Genomic DNA, 17,533 nt, shown 5'->3' on the forward strand with positions numbered 1-17,533 from the left:
ATGACCATCGCTCCCATTACCCTTTATCAGCCGCGCCGCCTCGCCGTCGGCGCCGGCACAATCGCAGAGGTCGGCGCCTGGGCGGCCAATGCCCGTTCAGTGCTCGTCATCGCCACTCCGATCACCGCAGGCTTCGTCGACCGCCTGAAGCTTTCCGGCCGCGTTGCGGTGTTCGACGCCATCCCGGGCGAACCCGATGTCGACACGCTCGATGCCGCACTCGACTTCGCGCGCCAAAACAGCCCGGACCTTATCGTCGGCCTTGGGGGCGGGTCGGTGCTTGACGTCGCCAAGCTTGTCGCCGTGCTTTGGGACTCCGAGCAGACCCTTACCGATGTCGCCGGACCAAACCGGGTTCTCGGCCGCAACACGCGCCTTGCTCAGGTCGCAACGACCGCCGGCACCGGCTCGGAAGCCGGGATCCGCTCGCTCATCACCGACCCGGTCAAGGGAAACAAGATCGCGGTCGAAAGCCCGCACATGATTGCCGACCTGGCTGTCCTCGATCCGGAACTCACCTATTCCGTGCCGCCGGCGGTAACCGCCGCCACCGGCGTCGATGCCATGGCCCATTGCGTGGAAGCCTTCACCAATCGCCGCGCCCATCCGATGATCGACGGCTTTGCCCGAATGGGCTTCAAGCTCGTGGGCAAACATCTCGCCCGCGCAGTCAGGGATGGAGCCGATACCGAGGCGCGAGAAGGGATGATGCTTGCTTCCTACTACGGCGGCATCTGCCTTGGGCCCGTCAACACCGCGGCTGGCCATGCCATCGCCTATCCGCTCGGCACGCGGCTTCGCCTGCCCCACGGATTGGCAAACGCCATCATCTTTCCGCATGTGCTCGCCTTCAACCAACCGGCTGCCGCGGGCAAGACGGCAGAAGTCGCAAAGGCGCTTGGTCTCGGCGAAAATCTCTCCTCCCGGGAACTCCTGGGCGCTGCCCGTGGCTTCTGCCGTGATCTCGGCATCGAGATGTCGCTTGCCGCTCACGGCGCAAGTGCCGACGACTTGCCGCTTTATGCAAGCGAGGCCCATGCCAACCGAAGGCTCATGGACAACAACCCGAGCGATATGAGTGTGGAGGACGTGCTTGCCGTCTACAAGGCAGCCTTTTGATCCATAGACTATGCAAAAGACGAAACCCCGGCGCCTGCCGGGGTTTTTGCTTTGTCGATTACTTGGTCGCTTGGAACAGACGTTCGCGGGATCCGGAAAGGTGGTCATGCATGAGTTGTCTCGCCTTTACGCCTTCACGCGCGGCAATCGCTTCCGCGATCGCTTCGTGCTCCCCGAAAACGCGCGTCAGCCCGGTCGTCTCCCGTTTGACCGAGGCGCCATGAAACCGCATCCCGACGGCTATGTGATCCTTGAGCGCTTCCATTGCCGTGAAAAAATAGCTGTTCTGGGCCGCACGTGCGATCGCAAGATGAAACTGGAAGTCCGCATCCTCCCGGTGCGATTGCCGGTTGGTGGCGTCCCGCATCAGTTCCAACGCCTGGCGGATGGCGGACAAGCTGGCCGCGTCATGCCGCTCGGCAGCAGCCTGCGCGGCAGCCGGCTCGACCGTCAATCGGAACTCGTAGCAGTTCAAAAGATCAGCCACATTTTCCAGTTGTCCGAAGCCCAGCGGCTCACGCATGCCGACAGCACGAACGAAACTGCCGGCGCCGCGGCGTGAATAGATGAAACCCTGCTCGCGCAGCCGGCGCAACGCCTCGCGAATGATCGGACGGGAAACCTCGAATTCACTTGCCAGTTCGTGCTCGGTCGGCAAGCGCTCGTCCGGCTTGTAGGCGCCGGACTTGATCGCACGGTGCATGCGCTCAAAGACGAGATCGCCGAGGCTCTTGCGTGCTGTTCCGTTCTCCAGTCCCATCCGTCATCCCATCTTGCGAAGGACAGCCTCCGCGATTTCCTTAAGCGTATCCGGCGCGCCGAATCCGCCCGACTTGGCAATGATGCAACGTCCATCGACCTCAGCCAAGCCCAGGCCGGGCAGGCACTCGCCCAGCAGGCGAAAACGCTGGATGCCCATTTTCCTCAAAACTGCCTCTGCAGTTGCGCCGCCGGACAGAAGCAGTGTCCCTGCCCGTTCGACAAGGCCCGGACAGACGCTCTCGGCAAGCGCCTCGGAAACGGCCTCCGGCGTCACCTCCCCTTCACCCGGCACCGCCTGAACGAGCGTGATTGCGCCGCCGGTGTCGTCTGCGGCCGAAAGCTGCCCGTTGGGCGCGGGCAAATAGGATAAGGCAAGGTCGTTGCGAAGCGTGTCGATCTGGGCAAGGGTAATCGGGTCTCGGGACCCAATGACGAACAAAGCCCTACCGGCAATCACCTGGGCAGCCCGCGGTTGTTGACCGCCACTCATCCGTTCGGCAAGCGCCTCGGCCAGACCGCGCGCTCCAATCAGCAGATCCGTACCACTTCTTTCCGCATTCTCAAGCAAGGCGCGCATCTCGGCTTCAGTGGATACATCCGGGATGACGGCCTTGGCCGCATGCCGGCCAAGCTTTTCGGCAACGGAGATGGGCGCATCTACCCCAAAGCCTTGCACGCTGCCCGACATGACAACCCGACCGAAGGCCGGGATGGCGGGCGCCACGAGCGCCGATCCGAAAGACATTGCGTCGAGTTCGGCAAGGATGTTGCCCTTTAGACGGGAGTCAACTTTCTTGAAGATGCGCGAACCCGAAGGCAGCGCGGCGAGCGTGGCAACTGTCCGTTGCCTGGCTGATGCGGGGCTGAGTTCTCGCGATCCGAGATTGACCGAAACCACGTCCGGCCCCGTTTTCAGGACATCACCGATCGCTTCGGGCGCCAAAGCGACTTCGACATAAAAGCCCCTCGCGGCAAAGGGCGCCGCGGCATCCAGAGCGCCGGTCAGATCATCAGCGACAATGGCGAGCATCTCAAAACCCACACGATTTGTTGTTATCTTTAATTGTCAACTCTATATTGAAATGTCAATATTTTTTGAAACGAAATTACAAATTATGCGCACTCTACCGCGGCCGAGGTTAGGCATCGATTCTCGTTCTCGGGCTCCCGTGTGCCTATTTTCAGGAAGCGCTCGCCATAGCCTGGCAACGGCAGGTTTCCCGCCGCGATGCCATAGACCTCGATCACGAGGACTGCGACGGTTTTCGGCGCTCTCGTCTAAGGGCGCCACGCCATCGGACCGAACGACACAGAGCTTCCCGGCGCCGTCGCGAACGCATGGTGGCTGGAGGTCGCGAGCATTATCGCTGCGCGACTGGGCGTACCAGTGGCGTCACGCGTCGGATGGTGACACGGCGGTTCTCTTCCTCCGGCTCGGGCGTACTGATCTTGAGGAAACGCTCGCCGTAACCTTGCGTCACCAGGTTTTCCGCCGGGATGCCGTAGACTTCCGTCAGAAGGACCGCGACGGACTCGGCACGCTCGTCGGAGAGGACGAGGTTCGACCGGTCGGAACCGACAGCGTCCGTGTGCCCCTCGATGAAGAAGGTTTCGCCGGGATCCTTGCCGAGCACCTTCTGCATGGCGTCGGCGACCGTTCGCAGCGTCTTTGCCTGCGACATCGACACTTCGGCGCTGCCGGTTTCGAAATGAATCGTGTCGAGATCGATGCGCCGGACCTTGTCACGGAGACGGGCTGAATTTCGGACTTCATCGATGGTATAGACACGCTCCACGCGCTCGACCGGCGGTTCGGACAGGAAGGCGTAGTAATCTCGATCCGGCTCCTGCGAGTAGTCGACGATGTAGTCATCGACCGGGATCGCCAGGCGCATCGGCGGCAGGTCATAGCCGACATCAACGATCGCCGGGCGCCTTTCGTCCTGATAGTCCGGCGCGTACATCAACACATATTCGCTGCCGTCGCTGTCGACGCGTGAGCGCTGCAAGACGTCACCGTAACGGTCATAGACGGTGACGATCTGGTAGCCGCCCGGGCGCACGATCGTTTCACGCAGGCGGCCGCGCGGAAGCTCGTCGTAATACGCCTCCCGCGCGCCGTGGCGCAGGCGCGGACGATCGTCGCCACGCACGAAGATCTGGTCGCCGACGCCAAGGACGACACGATCGTCGAGCCTCTCGACCACGCGCACCTCGGCCACTTCATTGTTCGTCGTGTTGTTGACAGTCCTGTTGTTGATCACCGTATTGTTGATGACGGTATTGTTAACGATGTTCGTCGTGTCCGGAACCGCGAAGGCTGGCGCCGCGTCAACGCGTCGACCTTCCTCCTTGATCCCGGCCTCAATCCTCTGCGGGGCCGCCTGCCGCACGTCGGCCGGGATTTCAGCCTGGGCCGCGGCGTCGTCCGTCGGCGGCGCTACGTTCTTTTCCTGGACGCGCAATTCTTCGCGCTGCTTGCGCCGAGCCTCGCGCCCCTGGTCGCCACCGGACTTGTCGGCGTCCTTGTCACTGTCGAGCACGGCCGCGCCGTTATCGACCGGAAGCACAATGGTTTCGTCCGTCGCTGCCGGATCCTGGGCGATCTTGCGCTTGTCTGCCTTCGTGCGCTTGTCAACGACAACAGGTACAGGCTTGGCCTTAGGCTGCTCACTCTGGCGCTGCTCGGCCGTCGCGGGCTGTTCAGACCCCGGAATGGGCTGCGGCTCACTCTCACCGGTCTGTGGCGCCGGCTGCTCTGTGGACGGTGCGGCACGCTGTTCAGGCGCCTTCTGCTCTTCCGGCTGCTGACCTTCAGCTTGCTGCTGGCGCTTCTTGGGCACCGGCACCTCAGCTTCCCCTGCGTTCTTCGGAGTGCGCTCCTCAATTGCGGGTTGCTGTTCTGCCTGCTGCTTACGCTTCTTTCGTTCAGGGGCCTGTTGTTCCTCAGCCTGCCGCGGAGCGCCTTCCTCTATGGCGGGTTGCTGTTCTTCTGCCTGTTGCTTGCGCTTTTTACGCTGAGGCGCCTGTTGCTCTTCAGCCTGCCGCGGGGCGCCTTCCTCTATGGCGGGTTGCTGTTCTTCTGCCTGCTGCTTGCGCTTCTTGCGCTCGGGCGCCTGTTGCTCTTCAGCCTGCCGCGGCGCGCCATCCTCGCTACCGGGCTGCTGTTCTTCAGCCTGTTGTTTGCGCTTCTTGCGGGATGGCTCTTCTGTCTGGCGCTGCGGCTCCTCGGCCTGCGGTTGCTGTTGTTCTACCTGCCCTTCTCCCCCGGCCTGCTGCTTCTTGCGCTTCTTGAGCAGCAGCAAATCCTCGGGTGACTGCTGGTCGACGCCTTCCTGAGCGACCTGGAACGGCACCCTCAGGCTCTCGGCCAGCACCGGCTCAATCACGAATGATGCGGCGAAGACTGGAAGGGCCACCGTTGCGAAAAGTTTGGAAGGGATCGACATGACTTTCACTCCTGTTACTGGGAGGCCCCAGCGCCCTTTGGCGCTTTTACAAACGGCGCGCCTTACGAGGCGGCACACGTGGGGCCATCACCCAAACCTCCGACTTTTGTGTCCGTCAAAGGCTAGTCCAAACGCAGCTGCGAGCAAACGGTTCCGCCGAGCAGACCTATTGCGAAACTGCTCGCTGCAGGGTCGGGCGGTCCGTCCCGGGAAACGGAAAGGAAAAAATGAAGAGTTTCGGCCGGTGTACGAGCAGCCATGATCACCGAGGGGGTCTACGTCGTGGCGATCAGCTTGAGCGGCCGCCAGCCGCGACGCTAGGCGATCCGGATGGCCGTTCACTTACCCCCGGCAAAGGCGCGTGACCGCATTGGGCGTGCTGGGATTCGATCTCCCCATCGGCGGAGCAGACGTCCGTCCTGGTGATCCTGGATGAAGTGGTGTCGGCAAAAAACTCTCTCCGCCGCCACCATTGCTCGCGGAGCTCTCCGGCACGCCGGAAGGCCGCCAGGTGCTGGAAGTGGCTAAGCCCCTGGCTCGCGCTCTTGAGCGACGTCTTGGCAGTTCGGATCGCGAAGTTTCAAGAAGGAGCTCGATCGTCTGGGGTTGAAAGATCCGGCCGTAGTCGACCGCATCAAGGACGTCGCCAGCCTTGTCAATAGGACACACCGGGCGGAGTTGAGCCGGGCCTATGACCTCACGTGCGGGCTGAAGAAGGGACTGGGCTTGGGCATGTGAGGCATGTCGGCGATGTGAGGTACCCAGAACCGCTGGGCCAGATTTAAGAAAGAATGCCCTGTATTTCACGGCGCTGTTTGAGGTGTTTCGCGGGGTTCTGTTCCTTCAGCTTTACGAGGTTGAGGACCTTCCAGCGGACAGCCGGAAGCTCCGCTGCCTGTGGAAGGCCGATCGCGTCGAAATCGGGCTCGCCGTCATGGAGCGTTAGAAGGAACCGCATGGCCTTTTCATCCAGCCTTGCGAGAATATCGCCGGTCAATCGGTTCCTCACCCCTTCCAACTCGTTACGGCTGACTGCTTCCGATGTCATGCCCTCGAACTCTTTTACGAAAGCCTCGTCGAGCTTCACGAGCGAGGGACGCACCAATTCGTGCGGCGGTCGGCCGGAGCTTGCGACATAGACGAGGAACGTGTGAAACAACGCATCTGTCAGACCTTCATTCTCGTACCGAACAAGTCACGTGGATGCTGGCGGTCGACAGCTGCATGCAGCTTGCCGCCGAAAAGGTCCTCGAACGAAACGACCTGCATTTCCGCAAAGCCGAATTCGTCTTCGACCGCTTCGCTCACGCGTCGTAATTCAGGCGGGTGGACCGTCCCTCTGGCGACCGGCGAGGTCTCGATCTTGATTTCGGCGCCTCCTTGCCGGACGAGGACGCGCGTGTCGTTGTTGCCTCCGCCGGCTATCCTCTGCACCGTGACACCCCGGAGGTTTCGCAGTAGGTCGTCGCGGATTTGCTCGAGTGTGATGTCGATACCTTTCAGCGTCGTCTCGCGATTCTCGATCGGGAGATAGGTCAGATCAATATCGACTGATAGTCGCGGCATGTCGCGGTAGAAGAGGTTGATCGCCGTGCCACCTTTAAGGGCGAAGGTTTCCTGACGTGCAATGAAAGGAAGGGTCCTCACCAGGAGTTCCACCTGCCGCATATATTGCTCACGCGCCACGGGGCGTCTCCTTTGGCATCAGCTCGTCTGGGATGGTGATTCGGTAAGCCGGGTGAAGCCGACCACCTGGGGTGAGTGCTCGGTCGCCCGTGCCGAGATCGATCGCCGACATGTCGATGTGCCTGCGCCAGGCGTGCCCGTGCTTGTCTGCATAAACGAAGAAGAGGCGCTTGGTCTTTACACTTCGGCACTCCGCCAGAAGTCTTGTCAGCAGCTTAGGGCGCAGATTGGCCAGGCTCTCGAACGCCATGTCGACGGTGTGGAAGCTTTCGCTCTTTGGCAGCTCATCGAGCATTTCGATGATCGCGCGTTCGGGAGACGACATCGGGATCGGCCAGCGCCAGGGGCTCAGGGCGACCTCGCCGTCGGCATCGTCCGATAGATTGAAATCAGAATGTTCAACGCCGAGGGCCGCGTCTCCAAACAAATTGGCGCTTCTGGTCAGGATCCGCGCATCGGTATGCAGTTTCGACAGCCACAACGGAATGTCGGAGCCGTAGAGGCAAAGAACGAACTCGCCGCTGAGCGAGAGATAGTGACTGTGGCCCCGCAGGGAGAGAGCACTTGCCCCGCCAACGTGGAATTTGTGCCGCATCAGCCATACGGCCGAAAGCAAAGGGATCTTCCATCCCGTAACGGCATCCGGGTTCGTGTCTGGCGAAAATGGACGTCGATAGAGGCCCGTCAATGTTGGTTCCAACCAACCGCGTTTGACGTAGCCCGAAACCGATTGTCGCGAGATGGCGTGACGAGCCATCCACGCAGTGTCCACCAGGAATCCAGGTGGGACGGCTTGGAGAAGCTGCTTTAGCTTTGTCTCGCTTTGTCCACTCATGTTTGACATTGTAGCGCGCCTGTAAAGTTATCGCCACTGGCACTTTAAAAAAAGCTGCAAATGTCAATTGAAAATTGACAAAAATCGGCCCATCCAAAGTAGGTCGTCCGTCTTTTTCTCTAGGTTTGATAGCCGCAATCAACGCGCCCGGGAATCGTTGGCCTACTGTCTTCTCGTCCCGTTGCCACCACGAGATCGGATCGCGATAACTGTCGCAGCGATCACCGACGCCTCTCAACCGAGCTCGCATTCGGGATTGCCGGCTCTCTCTACGTTCGGGCGATCACGCGCGTTCCACGGCTCGCGCTTGTGCAACACTTCGCCATGGCGACAGGCCCAAGCACGAGAGAACGGGCCCCGGACGTTGCCTTTTTGGCAATCGACCTTGCGAATATCTGTGCTTCTTCGGCAAGGGAAACTCTGAATAATGGCCGTGCAAGCAACTCTTCAGAGATCCGCAAGATGGCCTATGTCATTACCGAACCCTGCATCGACGTGAAGGATGGCGACTGCACCGCCGCCTGTCCTGTGGACTGCATTTACGAGGGTGGCCGCACCTTCTACATCCACCCCGACGAATGCATCAATTGCGGGCTCTGTCTTTCGATCTGCCCCGTCGATGCCATTGTCTGGGATCAGGAGATACCAAACAACCAGCGCCACTTCATCGCTGTGAACAAGGAGTTCTTCGGGTCCGATGTCACGGGGATGGGGTCGCCCGGCGGCTGGAGCAAGGAGTGCTCCACGACGCAGGACCATCCTTTCGTTGCCGCCTTCGAGAAGGCAGCCGCGATCGCTTAGCAAGTCCGCCCCCTATAGGAGACCGGCGGGTGACGCCTACCGCCTTGTCGCCGCGCTCACCAGCTGGCGTAATAGGCCCTTGTTGCCGCGGCCAGCTTGTTCACGCGTGCGCGCTCGGTGGTCAACCGCGGAAGGTCAGCGCGCGCCTGCTGCAGGAGTTCGGCCCGGGCAGCCTCGAAATCGACCCGGGTCAACCGTCCATCGCACAGGATCTCCTGTCCGCCGACATAGAGCGCCTTTGCATGCGCGGCGGTCATCCGGGTAAGCAGCACCTCCGCTTCATCCAGGTCGTCCAACAGGCTGTCGGCAATCAGCGCAGCGTAATCCACGAGCACCAGGTCTTCGTTCGCCGGGGCGTTCACCACCTTGGCGCCGACTTGGATCGCGGCATCGAAGACACGTCCCGCCGTAAAGGTTCGCGTCAAGTCGCAGCCGCCATGCAGCAGATGGGCAAGGCGCAATTCGCGCCAGAGATCCTGGTCGTCGTCAAAGCCTGTTCCGTCGAGGCCGAACGCGAAAGCGGGGCCGCTTGGCGGAATGGTGGCGACCGGCGCCACGCCTGAACGCAGGCGCAAATTCGCCGACGGGCTCGAAACGAGCTGCACGCCGCTTGCCGCCAGCAGCTCCAGCTCGTCCGGTCGCAGCTGGACGCCGTGGGCGACGGCGAGGCGGGGCGACAGGAAGCCGATCTCGTCGAGGTATCGGACAACCCCTTGCGGAAAGCGCCGATCCAGCCATTGCCTCTGCCTCGGGCTTTCAAGGAGATGCATGTGAATGCGCCGGCCGGTTGCGTGAGAGGCCTCGGCGATCGCTTCGAGCAGTGCATTGGAACACCATTGCGGCCCGATCGGACCATACTGCACATCGATCAACGGACTTGTGTTGGCCGCAGCGACCGCGTCGGCTGCCGAGATCTGCACCGATGGCGACGCATAGCTCGGGATCGAGCCGCTGAGATCGTCCCAGTCTGCCGGATCAAGATATGGCCGCAATCGCTGAGGCCCGCCGTCATAGGCCCACGGATCGTTGTCGAGAAGCGGGCAGGAAAGCGCAAGCCTAATGCCTGCGTCGCACGCCGCGCGCATGACCGCGCCTGCCTCGTCGACGAGACGGTCGATGTTCAAAGAATTATGGCAATGCATGGTCGCGCCGACGCCCGTTTGCGCCAACCTTGAGAAGGCCACCAGCGCTTCCAGGTAGGGCTCGGTTCGCGGTCGAAGCCGAAGTCCCGGGATCCACACTTCCAGGGCATCGTCCGCGTTGCCAAAATCGAGCGTGCGGATGCCATAACCATGGTCATGGGCGTTGACGGGCGGCGGCATAAGCAAAGCACCGGCCGGGATCGTCGTCCATGAGGCGCCCTCAGGCAAATGATCCAACAGATTTTGCGTGCGCCCTGCGGCCTCGTGGCCCGGTCGCAAGAGAAGTCGCCCGGGAACGGATCCTGTATTCACGGATGGATCGCCTCCATGATCTGGTCGCTGAACCTCTGCAGTTCCGCGCCAACAAATTCGATGACGGCTTCCGCCGCATGCGTGCGCTGCCGGCGTCGCTGCACCAGAATCCCGACATGCAGGTTCTGAAGGCGCGAGCCGGAAAGCGGTATGGCGACGAGATCGCCCGATCTGATCTCGGCGAGGAAACCGATCGGCGTGAAGAAAGCCACGCCCTGACCGGACAGGATGAAAGGTTTGAGCATCATCTGGCTGTTTGAGAGAACAAAAGGCCGCCCGGTCCGCTCGAAGACCGAGAGTTCGATTTCGATGAGCGAGCGGATCGGTTGCGTGTCGAGTTGCAGGAGAAGGTCGTACTGGGCGCATTCGGCAAGCGAAACCTGCCGCTGTTTGGCCAGCGGATGTTCCCGTCCGACGAAGGCCATCAGCGGCATCGGCACGCGAAAGAGCATCTCGGTATCGTCAGGCCGGGCCAGATCGAAGGTCAGACCCATATCGACATCGCCCTCGGCGACCAGGCTGCTGATATTGCCGTGGCCGGCGGTGTGGATGTGAAAGCTCACGCCGGGATGGATACTGTGGAACGCGTTGACCATGTCCGGCAGGAATTGGATCGCCAGGCTATCGAGGCAGGACATCTGCACCCGACCGGTCTTTTTCCCCTGCAGGGCGCCGAGGTCGCTGCGCAGCAGTTCGAAATTTTCCAGCGTCACCCGGGCGTGGCGCAGCACGTTTTCCCCGGCAACTGTCAGCCTCAAGCCATTCGAAAGCCGCTCGAAGAGCGCGATCCCAAGCTCGTCCTCCAGTTTCTTGATCTGCCGGCTGACCGCCGAGGATGCGACATGAAGCTCCTCGGAGGCCTTGCGAATGGACCCGGACCGCGCGACCGAGACGAAGTATTTCAGGATGCTGGCGTGCATTCGATTGGACCCCTCCTCCCCTGGGCCCCGACCTATAACACGCTCACCGTCCCCTCCAAACGGGCGCGCGCTTCTCCTGAAAAGCGCGCACACCTTCCAGCGCATCCTCGCTGTTCAGCGCCCTCACAAGCGCGGGCGTGCGTAATCCCTGGGCTTCCGCCGGAGACAGGTGTCCGGTGCGATTGACCGTCTGCTTGATGGCGCGCAGCGAGAGCGGCGCACAGGCGACGATTTCCTTCACCCAGCGGGAGACGGCCGCGTCGAGCTCGCCCGGTTCGGCAAGTTCGTTGACGATACCAAAGGCGTGCATCTCGGCGGCCGAGAACCGCCGACCGGTCAACAGCACACCCATGGCAAGGTTGTGCGGGACCCTGCGCTGAAGAAGCACCATGCCGCCATCGAGCGGCAGGCGCCCGACGCGAGCCTCGGGCAGGCCGAAGGCCGCCTCCGTCGAAGCTATGACGATATCGCAGCCGAGAACCATCTCGAATCCACCACCGAGCGCATAGCCATTGACCCTCGCGATGACAGGAACATCCAGAGACCGGCGAAAGGCCAGTCCTCCAAAGCCGTTCGGCCGGCTTTCGGTCCAGTAATCAAGGCCGGTCTTTTCAGCCCCCTTCAGATCCGCCCCGGCGCAGAACGCCCGTTCGCCGGCGCCCGTCAAGACGACGCAGCTGATGTCGTCGCGTGCTTCGATCTCCTCCCAGATCGCATCCAGTTCGCGCTCGGTTGCGGCATCCACCGCGTTCATCCGCTCGGGACGGTTGAGAGTGACGCTTGCGACGCGATCCTCTACCACGAAGGTGACGCTCATGCCGCATCTCCCTGACGAACCGAAAGCCCCGAAAGGATCTCGTCATTGTGCTCGCCGAGCGTCGGCGGCGCGATGCGAACCGTCACGGTCGCCGCCGACATGTCGATCGGCGAACCAACCAGCCGGATCGGACCGGCCTTCGTCTCTCCCGCGTCCAGGATCATGCCGTTGATCGTCGTCTGTTCGTCGTTAAGGGCTTCGGGAAGCGAGCGTACCGGTGCGCAGAGAATGTCCACCTGTTCCAAGCGGCCGAGCCAATGGGCGCTGCTGTTTTTTGCGAACGCCTCGCGGAAGATTTGCTGCAAATCCGGACGGCGCTGCATCTGCGCGTCGAAATCGACAAATTGCGGCTGGAGGGACAGGTCCTCGATCTCAAGGGCATTGCAGATGTCGCGCAGCGGATTCTGCTTGAAGGCACCGACCATGACGATGGCGCCGTCGGTCGTCTCGAACACGCCCGTCAGCGGGAAGGCGCCCCAGTTCAGGTCCTTTTCCCGCATCATGTGCGTGGTGCCTTCCTGCATCTGCATGGCGAGCATCGAACTGTAGAGGCTGACCGCCACTTGCTGGCCGTGCCCGGTCTTTTCGCGATGCAGCAAGGCAAGCAGAATGCCCTGCACCAGGTGCATGCCGGCCGAGTAGTCGGCAAGCGGCGTCGCGTAGATCGACAGCGGATGGCTCGCGTCGGACTTGCGCCGCATGACGCCCGAAAGCGCCTGCGCCAGGATGTCCTGCCCGCCCTTGTGCCGGTAGGGACCCTCAAGGCCGAAGCCCGTGCCGACGGCGTAGATCAGCCGTGGGTTTGTCCGCCTCAGCTCTTCATAGCTAAAACCCATGCGCTCCATGACGTCAGGACGGAAATTGTTGACGACCACGTCGGCAGTGTCGATCAGCGCGCGGACGGCTGCCCGCGCCTCGTCCTGCTTGAGGTCGAGTGCAAGGCTCTTCTTGTTGCGGTTGAGCGAGGAGAAAACCGGATTGTTGAGGCCATCCGGGTCGGAGCCCAGCGACCAGCGCGAGAGGTCGCCGATCTTGGCCTTTTCGACCTTGATGACCTCGGCGCCGTAATCGGCCAGCATCTGCGTGCAGCACGGGCCAAGCATGACCTGGGTAAAGTCGACGACGCGGATACCGTCGAGGGGAAGAGACGTCATTCTGCGGCCTCCAGATAGGTTGCATTTTCGGATGGTACGTCGCCGGGATCGGCGCCCTGCGCCCGCAGCTGCTTCTGGATCGCCTTGACATCGGCGTCTCGCACCTTGACGCCGGCATTGAGCGCGACGGTGGCGGCAACACCGGCCGCCTCGCCCATCGCCATGCAGGGCGGGATCTCGCGGCTCGATTTTTGCGCCTGAATGGTCGCGGAATAATGCCGGCCTGCGACGATCAACTGATCGACCTCCTTGGGCAGCATGGCCCTATAGGGCGTGTAGTAGTCGCGGCCACGGCACACTGTGTCGGTGAAGTGCTGGCGGTTCATCACGTCGTCCTTGGTGACGACATATTCGCCCTGGAGCAGTCGCGACTGGCGCACGCCCGTCTGCGGCGCAAAGTCGATCACATGGGCATTTTCGAAGCCCGGCAGGTTGGCGCGGGCGAAGTCGAGCAGGCGGGCAATGCGGCCACGGCCCTCGAGTTCCGCATAGGTTAAGTCTTCGACACGGAGGCCAGAGAGCTTCGGCATGTGCGGGCAGTTGAGCCAGATGACGCCCGGCAGCGGGGTCTTCAGCCACCAGAACGACCAGCAACCGCCAATCAGACGCTTGGCCTCGTGGTCGATTGCCTTGAACTTTTCGGGTTCCTCAAATTCGAAGCGCTCGGCGGCTTCAGTGTCGATGCCCCCCCAGCGGGAAACCGTCGTCAGGATGAAATTGCCGTCCGTATGCTGGGCGCCGGCATCGGCCGCGACGTCGAGGTCGCCCGAGGCGTCGATGACGACGTCGCCCATGATGGCCTCGCGGCCGGATTTCGTCTGGCAAACCACACCCTTAATCGTGCCGTTCTCGACGATCGCCGAGGAGAACCAGCTATGGGTCCTCAGCTTCACGCCGGATTCGCGCAGGATGTCATAGGAGACGCGCTTGAAGGCGTCCGGATCGAAGGCGGCCGCATAGCAGATCGGGTGCGGCGCAGACGGCGTGTGGAAGTCGAACAGGCCCCAGCGCGCCCATCTTTGCCAGGCTTCCGGCGTATCGCGAATATCGAGCTGGCGGTCGCCATCCGTCGGCGTGACGCAAAGGCCGAGCGTCTTCATCCGTTCGATCATTTCCATGCAGATGCCACGCACGGTGATTTCGACGCCGTTGACCATGTCGTCGAGCACCAGAACCATACCGCCTGCGGCAAGGCCACCGACATAGGGATAGCGTTCGATAAGCGTGACGCTGGCTCCGGTGCGTGCCGCCGAAACCGCGGCGGAGATCCCAGCCGGTCCACCGCCGACGACGACGACGTCCGAGCGGTCGACGATCCGGGCATTGCGCAGGGGTTCTCTGATTGTTTCCATGGTCGTTCCTCCATAGGGGACGTGTCCGGCGAAATGTGAGGAGCTCACAGCCAGTGACTTCGTCGGTGGACCGGACCCGGTTATCCAGGTCCGGCAGCAAAGGGTTTGGGGGTCAGTGGTCCGTCGTCGGTTTCCAGCGGACGATCTTCGATTCCGCGTAGGAGACGGCAAAGAAGAGAACCACGGCAAGCGAGGCCGCAATCACCACCGTCGCGTAAAGCAGCGGCGAGCGGAAATTGTAGGTCGCCTCGATGATCAGCGCACCGAGACCGTAGCTGGAGCCGATCCATTCGGCGACGATCGCGCCCATCACGCTGCTGGTTGCCGCAATCTTCAGCGCGGCGAACAGAAAAGGCAACGAGCCCGGCAGGCGAACCTTCCAGAAGATTTCGGAATTGCTGGCAGACAGGATGCGCATCAGGTCGAGCATTGCGGGGCTCGCCGACTTCAGTCCCTGCACCATGTTGACCAGCGTCGGGAAGAAGCAGATCAGGCCGGCGATGATGATCTTCGGCGCGATGCCGTTGCCGACAAGCAGCACCAGGATCGGGGCAAGCGCGATGATCGGGATCGACTTGATGATGACGGCGATCGGATAGAAGGCGCGTTCCGCGAGCGGGCTATAGACGAACCAGACCGCCAGAAGGACGGCGATGACATTGCCGAAGATAAAACCGAGAACGGCCTCCATGAGCGTGGGCCAGAAGTTCGTCCAGAGCACGCCGGCGTTTTCGCCGAAGGCCTTGATGACGTCGACCGGTCCGGGCGCCATGAAGGTCGGCACCGAAAAACCCCAGACGACGAGTTGCCACAAAAGGATGCAGCCAAGGATCGCGAGTGTCGCCGGAAGATGTCGCAGGATCGCAGCGGCAAGACCATCGAGTATCCGGAACCGGTTGCCGTCGGTCAAAGCGCGGCCTTCCGCCTGTGAAGGAAGGGCATTCGCCATCAGCATTCTCCCAAAAGTTTGCGCAGGTGGGCGGTCACCTGGATGAACTCGACCGTGTCGCGCATCGCGAGCGTTCGCGGATAGGGCAAGTCGACTTTCATGAACTCTTTGACGCGGCCGGGATGGGCGGCGAGCATCAGCACATGTTGACCGAGGAAGACGGCCTCGGGGATCGAATGGGTGACGAAGAGGATCGTCGTGCCGGTTTCCTGCCAGAGGCGCAGCAGTTCTTCGTTCAGCTTGTCGCGCGTGATCTCGTCGAGCGCGCCGAAAGGCTCGTCCATCAAGAGAATACGCGGGCGGGTCACCAGTGCCCGGGCGATCGCGACGCGCTGGCGCTGGCCGCCCGACAATTCGTGCGGCATCGCCTTCTCGCGCCCCTTCAAGCCCACGAGGGCGAGAAGCTCTTCCGGATCGGCATAGGTCGCGCCCGGTTCGCGTTTCCCCACCAGCAGCGGGAGACGCACATTGTCGATCACATTGCGCCACGGCAGCAGCGTCGCTTCCTGGAAGACGAAGGCGAAATCGCGTCCCTCGCGCGCCTTGCGCGGTGTCTGGCCATGGACGGACACCGAACCGTCGGTGATGTGCACGAGATCCGCCACCGTACGCAGCAAAGTCGACTTGCCGCAACCGGATGGGCCGAGCATGGTCACGAGCGAGCCGGCCGGTATCTCGACCGAGACATCGGAGAGTGCGGTGAAGCCTGAATCATCCGCGCCAAAGCGAATGTGAAGGTTCTTCACCGACACCGCGGCGTTGCCGAGCGAAGCCTGGCCAGGTCTGATAAGCGTTTCCAACATCGCCTTATCCTACACTCTTGCGGACATCGGCCGTCGCATCCAGGATTGCCATTGTGTAGACGTCATCGACATTGGGGATCGGGCCGGTGAACTGGCCGAGGTCTGCGTAGGTCTTGATCTGCTCCGACCAGTTTGCCTGGTCCATGCCTCCCCAACCCTCGCTCGCGGTGGTTTCGTTGAACACGAACTTCATCAGCGGTCCGATGGCCTCCAGCTCGCTCGCCTTGTCGAGGTTGGGGTAGGATTCAAGCAGGATGTCGACGGCCTCTTCCTGATGGTCGCGGGCATAACCCCACCCGCGCGCCGAACCGGATACGAAGGCTGCGAGCTGGTCCGCGTGATTTTGCAGCTGGTCGTCGGTGGTATAGTAGACGTTGGCATAAAGCCGGATACCGCCATCCCAGAGCGTCAGATCGACCCGGTCATCCCCAAGCACCTTCAGGGCGTTGACGTTCGTCAGCCAGCCACAGACCGCATCGGCCTGGCCGGTCACGAGCTGGTTCATGTCCGAGCCCATGTTGACGATCTTGACCTGGTCTTCCGATATGCCGTTCTTGGCGAGAAGCGCGCGCAGAAGAATGACCGAGGTCGGGATCGCGGCGATCGTCTTGCCAATCATGTCCTGAGGCTTGGCGATCGGATTTGCCTTGCGAGAGAAATAGGCGAAAGGATGTTTTTGGTAGCCGGCGGCGAATGCCTTGATCGGTGCGCCGGCCGAACGAGCCAGCATGACTGACGGGCTGGAGGAAATCTGACCGATGGTCGACTGGCCAACGGCAACGCCCGCAACACCATCGACATTCGGTCCGCCGGGCACGATTTCGAGCTCTATGCTCTTCTCGGCGTAGTAACCCTTCTTGCGGGCCACGAGCTCTCCGAGAAGCCCGTTCGATGGCAGCCAACCGAGCTGCATGCGTATCGTCGCGGAATCGGCCGCAAGGCCTGGTGAAACATTGATGAGGCTATGAGTTGCGGCAATCGCGCCCATTGCGGCCGCATTCGAAAGGAAACCTCGGCGGTTCATCATAAAACGAGACATATCGTTCCCCTTGCTTGTTATGGGAGCGATGATGATGGAATTTGGCATCTCATAAAGCACAATTTTTAGCGGTTGGCATTGCCGATACGGCAACGCTCGGGTCGGAATTTAGGTTTGCCGTTTTGGCAATGGCGGGGTCGAAAGATTGTTCTTTCTGCCGGATCCATCGCATCCGATAAGCAGAGACATGATCAAAGTGTGAGCGCCGCGGAGGATAGATATGGTGCAGAAAAACCTGATCGATGGGGAATGGATCGCCGGTAGCGAAGCGTTCCGCAACATCAACCCGTCCGATACCAACGACGTGGTCGGCGAATACGCCCGCGCGTCAGCCGAGGATGCGCGCGCAGCGATCGCTGCCGCCAAGGCGGCGTTTCCGGCCTGGTCGCGCTC

The 17,533-nt window shown here is 61.7% G+C and carries 17 protein-coding genes; 3 read left to right on the top strand and 14 right to left on the bottom strand.

All coding sequences use genetic code 11. The features are described 5' to 3' along the window. A complete protein-coding gene (locus tag BLU15_RS35810; protein WP_090301950.1) occupies positions 1-1,119 on the top strand; it encodes an iron-containing alcohol dehydrogenase in 1,119 nt (372 codons plus the stop codon). 58 nt (positions 1,120-1,177) lie between these two features. Here the strand turns inward: BLU15_RS35810 and BLU15_RS35815 are convergent, their stop codons facing one another. From BLU15_RS35815 to BLU15_RS35840, 6 genes are all read right to left on the bottom strand, one after another. Then, on the bottom strand, positions 1,178-1,879 hold the full coding sequence (locus BLU15_RS35815; RefSeq protein WP_034796126.1) for a FadR/GntR family transcriptional regulator: 702 nt from the start codon (positions 1,877-1,879) through the stop codon (positions 1,178-1,180). Positions 1,880-1,882: 3 nt separating this feature from the next. Next, the gene (locus tag BLU15_RS35820) at positions 1,883-2,911 is read right to left on the bottom strand and encodes a four-carbon acid sugar kinase family protein (RefSeq protein WP_090301952.1); all 1,029 of its coding nucleotides are present in this window, start codon (positions 2,909-2,911) and stop codon (positions 1,883-1,885) included. Positions 2,912-3,242: 331 nt separating this feature from the next. Continuing rightward, positions 3,243-5,330 (bottom strand): OmpA family protein, encoded by a 2,088-nt coding sequence (locus BLU15_RS35825; RefSeq protein WP_090301954.1) that lies wholly within the window; start codon positions 5,328-5,330, stop codon positions 3,243-3,245. Between the two features lie 781 nt (positions 5,331-6,111). After that, positions 6,112-6,489, bottom strand: coding sequence for a hypothetical protein (locus BLU15_RS40450; RefSeq protein WP_244546928.1), 378 nt, complete (start codon positions 6,487-6,489; stop codon positions 6,112-6,114). Positions 6,490-6,497: 8 nt separating this feature from the next. Beyond that, complete coding sequence (locus BLU15_RS40455) at positions 6,498-7,016, bottom strand: nucleotidyl transferase AbiEii/AbiGii toxin family protein (protein ID WP_244546929.1); 519 nt, start codon at positions 7,014-7,016, stop codon at positions 6,498-6,500. Further along, positions 7,006-7,860 carry a type IV toxin-antitoxin system AbiEi family antitoxin domain-containing protein gene (locus tag BLU15_RS35840; protein ID WP_371590386.1) on the bottom strand — a complete coding sequence of 285 codons (855 nt, stop codon included), beginning with the start codon at positions 7,858-7,860 and terminating at the stop codon, positions 7,006-7,008. Before BLU15_RS35840 ends, BLU15_RS40455 begins: the two co-directional genes overlap by 11 nt. A 453-nt stretch (positions 7,861-8,313) precedes the next feature. On the opposite strand from BLU15_RS35840, the gene fdxA reads away from it, so the two are divergent. Beyond that, positions 8,314-8,652: a ferredoxin gene (gene fdxA, locus BLU15_RS35845; RefSeq protein ID WP_090301966.1), complete on the top strand. Its 339-nt coding sequence runs from the start codon at positions 8,314-8,316 to the stop codon at positions 8,650-8,652. Positions 8,653-8,708: 56 nt separating this feature from the next. On the opposite strand, the gene BLU15_RS35850 is transcribed toward fdxA, so the two are convergent. From BLU15_RS35850 to BLU15_RS35885, 8 genes are all read right to left on the bottom strand, one after another. Then, positions 8,709-9,974 (bottom strand): amidohydrolase family protein, encoded by a 1,266-nt coding sequence (locus BLU15_RS35850; protein ID WP_090301956.1) that lies wholly within the window; start codon positions 9,972-9,974, stop codon positions 8,709-8,711. Positions 9,975-10,102: 128 nt separating this feature from the next. Further along, on the bottom strand, positions 10,103-11,026 hold the full coding sequence (locus tag BLU15_RS35855) for a LysR family transcriptional regulator (RefSeq protein ID WP_034796085.1): 924 nt from the start codon (positions 11,024-11,026) through the stop codon (positions 10,103-10,105). Between the two features lie 43 nt (positions 11,027-11,069). Continuing rightward, on the bottom strand, positions 11,070-11,843 hold the full coding sequence (locus BLU15_RS35860; protein ID WP_090301957.1) for an enoyl-CoA hydratase-related protein: 774 nt from the start codon (positions 11,841-11,843) through the stop codon (positions 11,070-11,072). Further along, positions 11,840-12,997: a CaiB/BaiF CoA transferase family protein gene (locus BLU15_RS35865; RefSeq protein WP_090301959.1), complete on the bottom strand. Its 1,158-nt coding sequence runs from the start codon at positions 12,995-12,997 to the stop codon at positions 11,840-11,842. The genes BLU15_RS35860 and BLU15_RS35865 overlap by 4 nt, the downstream gene beginning before the upstream one ends. Continuing rightward, complete coding sequence (locus BLU15_RS35870; protein ID WP_034796075.1) at positions 12,994-14,349, bottom strand: FAD-dependent oxidoreductase; 1,356 nt, start codon at positions 14,347-14,349, stop codon at positions 12,994-12,996. The genes BLU15_RS35865 and BLU15_RS35870 overlap by 4 nt, the downstream gene beginning before the upstream one ends. Before the next feature lie 112 nt (positions 14,350-14,461). Continuing rightward, positions 14,462-15,298, bottom strand: coding sequence for an ABC transporter permease (locus BLU15_RS35875; protein ID WP_034796058.1), 837 nt, complete (start codon positions 15,296-15,298; stop codon positions 14,462-14,464). Continuing rightward, entirely contained in the window at positions 15,298-16,101 is an 804-nt protein-coding gene (locus tag BLU15_RS35880; protein ID WP_034796056.1) for an ABC transporter ATP-binding protein, read from the bottom strand. The genes BLU15_RS35875 and BLU15_RS35880 overlap by 1 nt, the downstream gene beginning before the upstream one ends. A gap of 4 nt (positions 16,102-16,105) precedes the next feature. Then, positions 16,106-17,140: an ABC transporter substrate-binding protein gene (locus tag BLU15_RS35885; RefSeq protein WP_090301961.1), complete on the bottom strand. Its 1,035-nt coding sequence runs from the start codon at positions 17,138-17,140 to the stop codon at positions 16,106-16,108. A gap of 220 nt (positions 17,141-17,360) precedes the next feature. On the opposite strand from BLU15_RS35885, the gene BLU15_RS39265 reads away from it, so the two are divergent. Next, positions 17,361-17,533: aldehyde dehydrogenase family protein (locus BLU15_RS39265; RefSeq protein ID WP_143034332.1), on the top strand; the 173-nt coding region annotated here is incomplete at its 3' end.

Source organism: Ensifer sp. YR511, from assembly GCF_900103045.1.
Lineage (GTDB): Bacteria > Pseudomonadota > Alphaproteobacteria > Rhizobiales > Rhizobiaceae > Ensifer > Ensifer adhaerens.

Bases quoted from the DNA above. Each gene is read 5' to 3' on its own strand.
- BLU15_RS35810 (WP_090301950.1), top strand. From the start codon at position 1: ATGACCATCGCTCCCATTACCCTTTATCAGCCGCGCCGCCTCGCCGTC.
- BLU15_RS35815 (WP_034796126.1), bottom strand. From the start codon at position 1,879: ATGGGACTGGAGAACGGAACAGCACGCAAGAGCCTCGGCGATCTCGTC.
- BLU15_RS35820 (WP_090301952.1), bottom strand. From the start codon at position 2,911: ATGCTCGCCATTGTCGCTGATGATCTGACCGGCGCTCTGGATGCCGCG.
- BLU15_RS35825 (WP_090301954.1), bottom strand. From the start codon at position 5,330: ATGTCGATCCCTTCCAAACTTTTCGCAACGGTGGCCCTTCCAGTCTTC.
- BLU15_RS35840 (WP_371590386.1), bottom strand. From the start codon at position 7,860: ATGTCAAACATGAGTGGACAAAGCGAGACAAAGCTAAAGCAGCTTCTC.
- fdxA (WP_090301966.1), top strand. From the start codon at position 8,314: ATGGCCTATGTCATTACCGAACCCTGCATCGACGTGAAGGATGGCGAC.
- BLU15_RS35850 (WP_090301956.1), bottom strand. From the start codon at position 9,974: ATGCCGCCGCCCGTCAACGCCCATGACCATGGTTATGGCATCCGCACG.
- BLU15_RS35855 (WP_034796085.1), bottom strand. From the start codon at position 11,026: ATGCACGCCAGCATCCTGAAATACTTCGTCTCGGTCGCGCGGTCCGGG.
- BLU15_RS35860 (WP_090301957.1), bottom strand. From the start codon at position 11,843: ATGAGCGTCACCTTCGTGGTAGAGGATCGCGTCGCAAGCGTCACTCTC.
- BLU15_RS35865 (WP_090301959.1), bottom strand. From the start codon at position 12,997: ATGACGTCTCTTCCCCTCGACGGTATCCGCGTCGTCGACTTTACCCAG.
- BLU15_RS35870 (WP_034796075.1), bottom strand. From the start codon at position 14,349: ATGGAAACAATCAGAGAACCCCTGCGCAATGCCCGGATCGTCGACCGC.
- BLU15_RS35875 (WP_034796058.1), bottom strand. From the start codon at position 15,298: ATGGCGAATGCCCTTCCTTCACAGGCGGAAGGCCGCGCTTTGACCGAC.
- BLU15_RS35880 (WP_034796056.1), bottom strand. From the start codon at position 16,101: ATGTTGGAAACGCTTATCAGACCTGGCCAGGCTTCGCTCGGCAACGCC.
- BLU15_RS35885 (WP_090301961.1), bottom strand. From the start codon at position 17,140: ATGTCTCGTTTTATGATGAACCGCCGAGGTTTCCTTTCGAATGCGGCC.